This window comes from Acidovorax sp. SUPP950, assembly GCF_030158935.1.
GTDB lineage: Bacteria > Pseudomonadota > Gammaproteobacteria > Burkholderiales > Burkholderiaceae_C > Paracidovorax.
Genome location: NZ_BQXE01000001.1, coordinates 1383706 through 1393577, shown reverse-complemented (window position 1 = coordinate 1393577; position 9872 = coordinate 1383706). Strand labels below are relative to the sequence as shown.

3 protein-coding genes are annotated in these 9872 nt (G+C 69.3%); 2 read left to right on the top strand and 1 reads right to left on the bottom strand.

What is annotated here, in order from left to right; all coding sequences use genetic code 11:
- Nucleotides 1-2: 2 nt before the first annotated feature.
- Both AVME950_RS06480 and AVME950_RS06475 read left to right on the top strand, forming a co-directional pair.
- Nucleotides 3-3275, top strand: coding sequence for a non-ribosomal peptide synthetase (locus AVME950_RS06480; RefSeq protein WP_284429178.1), 3273 nt, complete (start codon nucleotides 3-5; stop codon nucleotides 3273-3275).
- Nucleotides 3276-3304: 29 nt separating this feature from the next.
- Entirely contained in the window at nucleotides 3305-7417 is a 4113-nt protein-coding gene (locus AVME950_RS06475) for a non-ribosomal peptide synthetase (protein ID WP_284429177.1), read from the top strand.
- A 51-nt stretch (nucleotides 7418-7468) separates the two neighbouring features.
- On the opposite strand, the gene AVME950_RS06470 is transcribed toward AVME950_RS06475, so the two are convergent.
- Nucleotides 7469-9859 (bottom strand): TonB-dependent siderophore receptor, encoded by a 2391-nt coding sequence (locus tag AVME950_RS06470; RefSeq protein WP_284429176.1) that lies wholly within the window; start codon nucleotides 9857-9859, stop codon nucleotides 7469-7471.
- Nucleotides 9860-9872: the final 13 nt, after the last annotated feature.

The following is a 9872-nucleotide window of genomic DNA, read 5'->3' as shown; positions in this document are numbered from 1 at the left end:
TGATGTCCACCCTCACTGATCTCGCTGAAACCACCTTCACGCTCAGCCCTGAGCAGCGAGCCATGCTGTCGATGGCTGACGAGGACCCTGGAGCAGCGTCGCTGACCCTGGAGATCCGGACCTGCATCGAAGGCCCCCTGGATCCGCAGCGGCTGCGCGCCGCCGTGGAGTCTGCCCTGCGTTCGCACGGCGCCCTGTCCACGGCACTGCGGGCCGTGCCGGGGTATCGCGGGCTGCGGCAGCAGCCATTGGAATCGCTGCCTGCGCTGGACTGGCACGCCGGTGACCTGCGCGCGCCGGCCGCCGAGAGCGCCGCGCCTGCATCCGTCACCGCCCTGGAAGACTGGTGGCAAGGGGTGTCCGCCCTTCCGCTGGACCCGTCGCGTGCGGCGGTGCTGCGCGTGGGACTGGCGCGGACGGCGCACGCGCAACACAGGCTCGTGATCGCCGCGAACGCGCTGGCCGCGGACCAGGGCAGCCTGGTGGCGTTGCTCGATCAGGTCGTGCGTGCCTATGGTGGCGACTCCCCGCACGGGGGTGACGAGCCCTTCCAATATGCTCAGTTCGTGGAATGGCGGCAGGACCTGCAGGAGGGCGACGATGCCCGGCAGGGGCAAACCTATTGGCGCAATCACGTGGAAGGCAGCGATGCCTTGCCACCGCCGCGTCTGGATGCCTTGATGGATGGCCCAGCGGCCGCGTCAGGGAGGCGCCTGGCGCTGCGGCATGCGCAGGCGGTCGAACCGGTGCTCGCGGCCCAGGTCCAAGCTGCGGCCGATTCGGCAGGAACACAGGTGCACGCGCTGCTGCAGGCCGTGTGGTGGCTGCTGCTCTCGCGGTTGGCTGAGGAGCGCCGGTTCGTGGTCGGATGGCAGAACGATTGCCGGGACGACTACGACGTCATGCAAGGCAGCGTGGGCTCGTTCAGCAAGGTGTTGCCAGTGGTGGTGGACATTGCCCCCACCGAAGGGTTTGGGGATTGGCTCCGCCGGTTGAGTGCGACGCTCGATGCGCATGCGCAGGCCCAGGAGTTCTGCCCCATCGACGCACCTGCGCTGCCAGGGCTTGCGCGCTGGGGATTCCTGGCCCGCCACGCGCCCGCCCGGCATGCGGTGGAGGGCACTGTCTGGCAGGTCGAGGCCTTGCCTGCGCCCTTGCCTTGCTTCGAATTGGTGCTGGATGCGCAATGGTCCGCCGGGGTGCCTGGCTCGCTGGCAATCCACGCCGCGGAAGGCCGCTGCAGCGAGGCTGCCGCTCAGGCACTGCTGATGCAATTCACCACGCTGCTCGCCGCGGCGGTGGCACAACCCCAAAGGCCGGTGGCCCGCCTTCCCCTGGTAGGTTCGCAGGAGCGCGCGCTTCTGATGTCGCTGAACGATGCGTTGCTGGATGCCGGGCCGCTCACGGTGGGCGAGCACATCGCACGCTGGGCCACACTGACGCCGGATGCCCCAGCCATCGAGGCGGGTGCGGAGCGCCTGAACTACCGTGAGCTTCAATCACGCGTGGACCGCATGGCGCAAGCCCTGCACGTCCACGGGCTGACTGCGGGCGGAGTGCTCGCCATCGAGCTGCCCCGGTCGCTCGATCTGGTGGTCGCCATGCTCGCGGCTTGGCGCGTGGGTGCGGGTTACCTGCCCCTGGAGCCCGAGTGGCCGGCCGCGCGTCGCGAAGCCGTGCTGGCGCATGCCCGGCCAGCGTACGTCCTTCGCGCAACGGAGTTGGGTGTGGAGTCGCCCACGCCAGTCCCATCATCCTGGCGCGACATCCATCTGACCGATCTGCAAAGCGCGGTGCCCTCCGAAACAGGTTGGCAACGCGCGCCGCAAATGGCCGATCTCGCCTACGTGCTCTACACCTCCGGATCGACCGGGCAGCCCAAAGGCGTGGTGATCGGGCAAGCGCAGTTGCTCAATTACGTGGCCAGTGCCACTCAGGCGATGGACCTGGGGCGGTGCCGGCGCTGGGCGCTGACCAGCTCGGTGGTGGCGGACCTGGGCAACACCGCTTTGTTCGGAGCGCTGTTCAACGGCGCCTGCCTGGTCATTGCCGAGCAAAACGAGGTCGAAGATGCGCAGGCGTTCGCGGCCTTCATGGCGCAGCGCCAGATCGATGCGATCAAGATGGTCCCGTCGCACCTGGAAGCGCTGCTCGAGCACGAAGCGCCGGTGCTGCCGCGCACGTTGGTGCTCGGCGGAGAGGCCACGCCCAGCGCCCTGCTGGAGCGCATCGCGCGCCTGGCACCACACTGCCGCATCTACAACCACTACGGCCCGACCGAGGCCACCGTGGGCGTGATGGTGCATGCCCATGGATCCGGCGCTACGCCAGGTGGAGGCACCTTGCCGCTCACCCGCGTGCTGGCCAACAACCGCGTCCATGTGCTCGACGAACACCTGCAGATGGTTCCGCAGGGGGGGCGGGGAATGCTCTTCATCGGGGGCGCGCAGCTGTGCCGCGGTTACCTGCACCGCGAGGCGGGCAGCGACGCGTTCATCGACGACCCCTTCAATCCGGGCGAGCGCCTGTACCGCACCGGCGACCTGGCCTGGCGACTGCCCGGCGGTGGCATCCGGCTGGCGGGGCGTGCCGACCACCAGATCAAGATCCGGGGCTTTCGCGTTGAGCCCGCCGAGGTGGAGGCCGCGTTGCTGTCGCACCCGAACGTGGCACAGGCCACGGTGTTCGCGCGGCCGGGCGATGGCGGTGCGCCGGAACTGGTGGCATGCGCCGTGGCCAGCGGCCCTGCGGCGCTGGCCATGGCGGCCGCCTTGCGGGACCATGTGGCCGCCCGCTTGCCTTCGGCCATGGTTCCCGCGCGCTGCGTGGTCCTGGCCCAGTTTCCCCGGCTTCCCAACGGCAAGATCGATCGGGTTGCGCTGGAGGCCCTGGCCGCCAGTGGAGGCGGCGGCACCCCGTCCCGGCCGCCGCGCGATGCCCTGGAGCATTTGCTGGCCGACGCCATGGCCCAGCTTTTGCAAAGAGATGCCATCGGCGTGGACGACGATTTCTTCGACCTGGGTGCGCATTCGCTGCTCGTGATCAAGCTGGTGGCGCGCATCCGCAAGCTGCTGCAGCTGGAGGTGGCACCGGGCCTGGTGTTCGACCACCCCAGCATCTCGGCGCTGGCGGCGGCACTGCGGCAGGGCGAAGGCGACCAGGCCGCTCAGCTGGAGCAGCGGGCCCAGGCGCAGCGCGCGGCAGTTGCCGCGGCCCCGCAGGCCGAGCCGCGCCGCGGCGAAGGGGCCGAAGCACCCGCGACGGTTCACGCATGAGTCCCCACCGCCTGAAAACCGAAGACACCATGGATTCCATCGCAACCGCTGCCCCGTCCCGCGCCGCCGTCCCGCAGGCGCTTCGCATCCTGCCTTTGCAGGACGTGGAGGATGGCGACATCGTTCCGTGCACTCGCGCGGGCGACGACATTCCCCTGTCGTACGCGCAGGAGCAACTGTGGTTTCTCCAGTGCCTCGTGCCCGGCATGACGGCGTACAACCTGCCCCGGGTGCTGAAAATCGACGGCCCGCTCGATGCCGACGCCCTGGAGCGCGCCTTCCAGGCCGTGCTGGCCAGGCATGCGATCCTGCGCACGGCCTTCATCGAACGGGACGGCGTGCCTTGGCAGACGGTGCGGCCGCAGGTGCCGTTCCAACTCGAGTGCATTGATGCGGCCGACCGTGCGGCCGAGCCGGCCGACGCCGTCGTGGCCGAGCTGGTCAGTGGACTGGCATCGCATGTTTTCGAATTGGGTCGTGCGCCCGCGCTGGTGGCGCGCCTCGTGAAACTGGGCGATCAACGGCATCTGCTCGGTGTCTGCCTGCACCACATCGTGACGGACGCGGCCTCCAATCCCATCCTTGCGCGCGACTTGGGAATGGCCTATGGGCAAGCCCTGCGAAGCCCGGGCCCGGTGCACCTGCCAGCGCTGCGCCTGCAGTATGGGGACTTCGCCGTCTGGCAGCGGGCACAGCTGGACAGCGGCGGTTTTGCGCGCCAGCTGGACCACTGGAACGCCCATCTGGGCCCGCACGTTCCGGCGCTGGAACTGCCCCTGGATGGGATCCGGTCGGAGGGGCAGAGCTTTCGCGGCGAATCGCTGAACTTCACGCTGGAACCGGCGCTGTGCGAGCGCCTCCTGAGGCTGTGCCGCGCCGAGCGTTGCACCCCCTTCATGGTGTTGTTGGCCGCCTGGCAGATGCTGCTGTGCCGCTACAGCGGGCAGACCGATTTCGGGGTGGGCGTGCCCAATGCCGGGCGGCACCGCGAATCGCTCCGCGATCTGCTGGGCTTTTTCGTCAACACGCAGGTTTTCCGCGCCCGGCTGTCGCCGCAGCAGACGCTGCGCCAGATTTGTCGCCAGGTCCGGGCCGATGCCCTGGCCGCGCTGGAGCATGCCGATCTGCCACTCGAAGCCTTGCTGGCCAGCCGCAAAGCGGCCCGGGAAGGCGGACGCAACCCGCTGTTCCAGGTGATGTTCAGCTGGCAGGTGGCCGACCCTTCGCTGGTGCTGGACTTGCACGGAGCGCGCGCGGAGTTCATCGATGCCGGCCCGGCCGGCGCCAAGGTGGACCTGTCGCTCAACGCGGTTCTGGATGCCGGTCAGATCCATGCCCGGCTCGAATACAACACCGACCTGTTCGGCCCGGACACGGCACAGCGGCTGCGTGCAGGCTTTATGCGGGTACTGGAGGCCCTGGCGGACCATCCCGATGGGCTGCTGGGAGAGCTGGACCTGTTGGATGTCCGTGAGAGAGAGCGGCTGCAGGGTTGGGGAGAGCGAGGGAGGGTGGCTGAGCCGGTGGGGGAGGGTTCCCTGCACGCGCGGATAGAGCGCCATGCGCGGGCGCGGCCGGATGCCGTTGCCCTGGTGCTGGGCGATCGGCAGCTGAGCTACGGAGAGCTCAACCGCCAGGCCAACCAACTGGCGCACCACCTCATCGGTCGCGGCGTGGGCCCCGAGGTCCGGGTGGGCCTGGCGCTGGAGCGGGGTCTGGAGACGGTCGTTGGCATGCTCGCCATCCTCAAGGCCGGGGGGGCCTACGTGCCCCTGGACCCGCAGTACCCAGCCGATCGCCTGGCCTACATGGCGCAGGACAGCGCCGTGGCCCTGGTGCTCACCCACAGCGCCTTGCGCGGATCGCTCGCCTGGGCCGAAGGCCTGCCCACCGTGGAGCTGGACACCCTGGATTGGCAGGGCGAGGCTGGGGGTAACCCCGGCATCGCCGTGCACCCCGAGGGGCTGGCCTACGTCATCTACACCTCCGGCTCCACCGGGCGGCCCAAGGGGGCGCAGCTGAGCCACCGCAACGCCACGCGGCTGCTGGATGCCACCCAGCCGTGGTTCCACTTCGGGCCCGAGGACACCTGGACGCTGTTTCACTCCTACGCCTTCGACTTCTCCGTGTGGGAGATCTTCGGGGCCCTGTGCACCGGGGGGCGGCTGGTCATCGTGCCGTACTGGGTCAGCCGCTCGCCGCAGGACTTCGTGCAGCTGCTGCGCGAGCAGCAGGTCACCGTGCTCAACCAGACCCCCTCGGCCTTCGGTCAGCTCATGGAGCAGCAAGAGGCCTACGAGAGTGGGCTGGCGCTGCGCTGGGTCATCTTCGGGGGCGAGGCCCTGGAGCCGCAGCGGCTCAGGAAATGGATCGAGCACTGGGGCGATGCCCGGCCGAGGCTCATCAACATGTACGGGATCACCGAGACCACCGTGCACGTCACCTACCGGCCCGTGACGCGGGCCGACCTGGCTGCGGCGCGCAGCCCCGTGGGCGTGGCCATCCCGGACCTGGGGCTGCGCGTGCTGGACAGCTCGCTGCAGCCCGTGCCCATCGGACTGCCGGGCGAGCTGTACGTGGCGGGCGAGGGGCTGGCGCGGGGGTACCTGGGGCAGGCGGCGCTCACCGCGCAGCGCTTCATCGCTGCGGAGGGGGGACAGCGGCTGTACCGCACGGGGGACCGGGTGCGCTGGAGCGCGGGCGGGGAGCTGGAATACCTGGGGCGCATCGACCATCAGGTGAAGATCCGGGGGTTCCGGATCGAGTTGGGGGAGATCGAGGCGCAGTTGCTGGCGCAGCCCGAGGTGAGGGAGGCGGTGGTGCTGGTGCAGGAGCGCGACAGCGGTGCGAGGCTGGTGGCGTACGTGTCGCCGCAGGCGGGGCAGGCGATCGAGCTGGGGGCGCTGAGGAGGAGGCTGGGGCAGGGGCTGCCGGAGTACATGGTGCCGGGGGCGGTGGTGGTGGTGGCCGAGGGGTTGCCGCTGAACGGCAACGGCAAGGTGGACCGCAAGGCGCTGGGGCAGATGGGGATGGAGGGGGCGGGGGAGCAAGAAGGCCTGAGGGCGCGGGAGTACGAGGCGCCGCGGGGGGAGGTGGAGCAGGCGCTGGCGCAGATCTGGGGGCAGGTGCTGGGGCTGGAGCGCGTGGGGCGCCATGACAACTTCTTCGAAATCGGGGGCGACTCCATCGTGGCGCTGAAGCTGCTCGCCCGCATGAACCAGAGCCTGGCGGCGGAGCACGCCTTTTCGCTGCAGGACCTGATGCAAAAGCAGACCATCGCGCAGTTGCTGCAAGAAGCCCCGGGCGCGAGCGCTCCGCTGCGGCCCATCCAGCGCCTGGCGGCAGGGGCGAACACCTCGGCGATGCCGCTGTTCTGCATCGCGCCGGCGTTGCGGAACGTGCTGGACTACCAGCCCCTGGCGGACGAACTGGGCAAGGACCGCCCGGTATATGGCCTGTGCTGCACCGACCTGTCGCGCATCGACGCCATCGAGGCGCTGGCCGCCTACCACGTGGATCTGGTGCGCAACGTCTGTCCGCAGGGGCCGGTGGCGCTGCTTGGCTGGTCGCTGGGCGCGACCGAAGCGGTCTACATGGCACACCTGCTCGAAGCCGAAGGGCGCGAAGTGGCGTTCCTCGGCATGGTGGATAGCTTCGTGATGCACGGCGGCATCGTTCCTTACGACTGGCGCGAAGAGGCCCGCACCTTCCTGGCGGACTGGGTGGATGCCGGCGCCATCGACCAGGTGCTGCAGGTGCTCGGCACGGCGGACATGGCCTGCGTGGACTCGGTGCACCACACCACACAGGCTGCCAATGCGCTGGTGGCGCAGTTGGGCATCGATCCGGGCCAGGGGGGCATGGTGGAGAAATTCATGGCCTATCGTCGGCTCGATGCCGCGATCATGAAGCTGCCTCCACTGCCAGAGCTTCAGGCAGTGCCCGATGTCTGGTGGCGCGAGGACCGGCCCCCGCAGGAGGTGACGGCACTGGCGGACCAGCTGGGTGGACGCCTGCGCACGGGCGCATCGATCGGTGCGAGCCACCGTCAGATCATCCAGCACGGCGATCTGCTGCGGGCCTGCCGCCAGGCGATGCGGGCCACCGGGCCCGCGATGCAAACGCCAACGCGGCGGGTCTGAAACACGGCGCCGCTCCCCAAGGCCAGGGGGGCGGCTGCATGCCGCCGGGATTTACCAGCGGTACTTGGCGGTGGCCGTCAGCGTGCGCTCACGCCCCATGTAGCACTCGCGGTGGTAGCAGATGGTGTTGTACTTGCGGTCCAGCAGATTCGTCGCGTTCAGTGCGAAGCGCCAGGGGCCCTGGTCGTAACGCAGCGCGGCATTGAGCAAGGTGAACCCGCCCTCGGCCGTGGTGTTCGCCTCGTCGTTCTGTCGCTCGCCCACGTAGTTCACGCCCGCGCCCACGCCGAAGCCGCCGCCGATCGCGTAATCCAGCCAGAGCGATGCGGTCTGCTTGGGGATCGTGGCCGGGATCTTGCCCAACTCGCTCGTGTCGGCGCTCTCCAGCACCTTGAGATTCAGCACCGTGAACGATGCGGTGGCGCTGAGCCCGCGCATCAGCTCGGTCTTGGCCTCCAGCTCCAGCCCGCGCGAGCGCTGCTTGCCGATCTGCCGGGCGTCCGACGTGATGCTGTCGTAGGTGACCACGTTGGTCTTGCGCAGGTCGAACAGCGCTGCGGTGAACAGGGTCTTGCCGCCCTCGGGCTGGTACTTGATCCCCACCTCCACCTGCTTGCCCCGGCTCGGCTTGAACGGGTTGTTGTTGATGTCCACGCCACTGGTGGGCAGGAACGATTCGGCATAGCTGGCATAGGGCGACCAGCCGCCGCCCAGCAGGTAGTTCAACCCGATGCGGCCGCTGAAGGCATCGTCGCTCTGCGTGGTGCGCTGGGCGCTCAGACGGTTGTCGGTGGTGGTCTTCACATGGTCCTGGCGCCCGCCCAGCGTGGCCACCCAGCGGTCGCCGAAGCGGATCTGGTCCTGTGCGTACAGGCCGATCTGGTCCATCTTCTGCGTGAAATCGGCCATGGGTGTGCGTGGTGTCGGCACGGCCATGCCGTACACGGGATTGAGCAGGTCCAGGTTGGGGCCGACGCCCCGAAAGCGCAGTGCCGTGCCTTCGAGGTGGTTCCAGTCCAGGCCGAAGAGCAGCGTGTGCTGCGCCGCGCCCGTGCGCACCGAGCCCTGCAACTGCGTGTCCAGGGAGCCTTGCTTGAGCCCGTCGTCCCAGGAGCGCGTGCTGCGGGAAATGGTGTGCCCGTCCGCCAGCACCGTATCCGCCCACAGCGCGTTGCGCTCCAGGGCGATGTCGGTGTACCGGGCGTTCTGGCGCACCGTCCAGCCGTTGTTCAATGCATGCTCGAACTGGTAGCCCAGTGAAGACTGGTCCTGCTGGAAGCGGCTGAAGGACGGGTCCCCGTATTTCACGTGCCGCAGAGTGCCGTCGGGCCCGAAGAAATTGGCGTAGTACGGGTCTTCGCCCGATTTGTCCTTGAGGAATTCGCCCAGCAGCGTGAACGAGGTGGCGGCGCTCGGCTGCCAGCGCAGCGACGGCGCGAGGTACAGGTGTGTGCGGTTGATGCGGTCGCCGTTCGGGTAGCGGTCCTGGTCGTTGCTGTCCAGGCCCACGCCCACCAGGCGGAAGCTCAGGTCACTGCCTTCGCTCAGGGCGCCACCCACATCGAAGGCCAGTTGCTTGCGGTCGAAGCTGCCGTACTGCACCTCGATCTCGCGCGTGGCGTCGGCGCTGGGGGTCTTGCTCACGCGGTTGATGACGCCGCCGGCATCTCCCTGGCCGAAGAGCACCGAAGAGGGGCCGCGCAGCACTTCCACGCGCTCCAGCCCGTACGGCTCGGTCATGCGGTAGACCACGCCGAACTGCGTCTGCGGCAGCCCGTCACGGTAGCTGCTGGTGTTGCCCGGAAAGCCGCGCAGCGAAATGTATTCCCAGCCGCGGTTGTCCGGCCCGTACGTTGCCACCGAGACGCCAGGCGTCTGGGCCACGATGTCCATCAGCTCCAGCGAACCGCGCGCATCCATCTCGGTGCGCCCGATCACCGAGATGGACTGGGGCGTCTCCAGCAGGGCGGTGTCCGTCTTCGTGGCGGTTCTGCTGCGCTGGGCCACGTAGCCGTTCACCGGGCCGTCGGGACGCTCGGTGTCGGCGCCCGCCTTCACCACCACGGTGGACAAGGTGCCGCTGGCGGCCTGCCGGCTGGCGCGGCGAATGGTGTAGCCCCCGCCGGCGGCGCTGCCGGCTTCCAGCGCGCTGCCGGCCAGCATGGACTGCAGGGCCTGCTCCACCGTCAGGCGGCCCGAGACCGGGCGGGACTCGGCCCCGCCCACCAGGTCGCCGGACGCGAACACCGGCACCCCGGTCTGGCGTGACAGCTCGGCCAGCGCGCTGGCCAGCGGCTGGGCGGGCACCTTCACGTCGAAGGCCTGCGGTGCCACGGCTTGCGGTGCCTGGGCCAGGGCCGCAGGGCTCCAGCCGGCGAGAAGGGTTCCGAACGCGGCGGCGAGCGCCGCACCCAGGAGGGACTGACGGGGAAAGGAATGCATGGCTTTCTGAAAC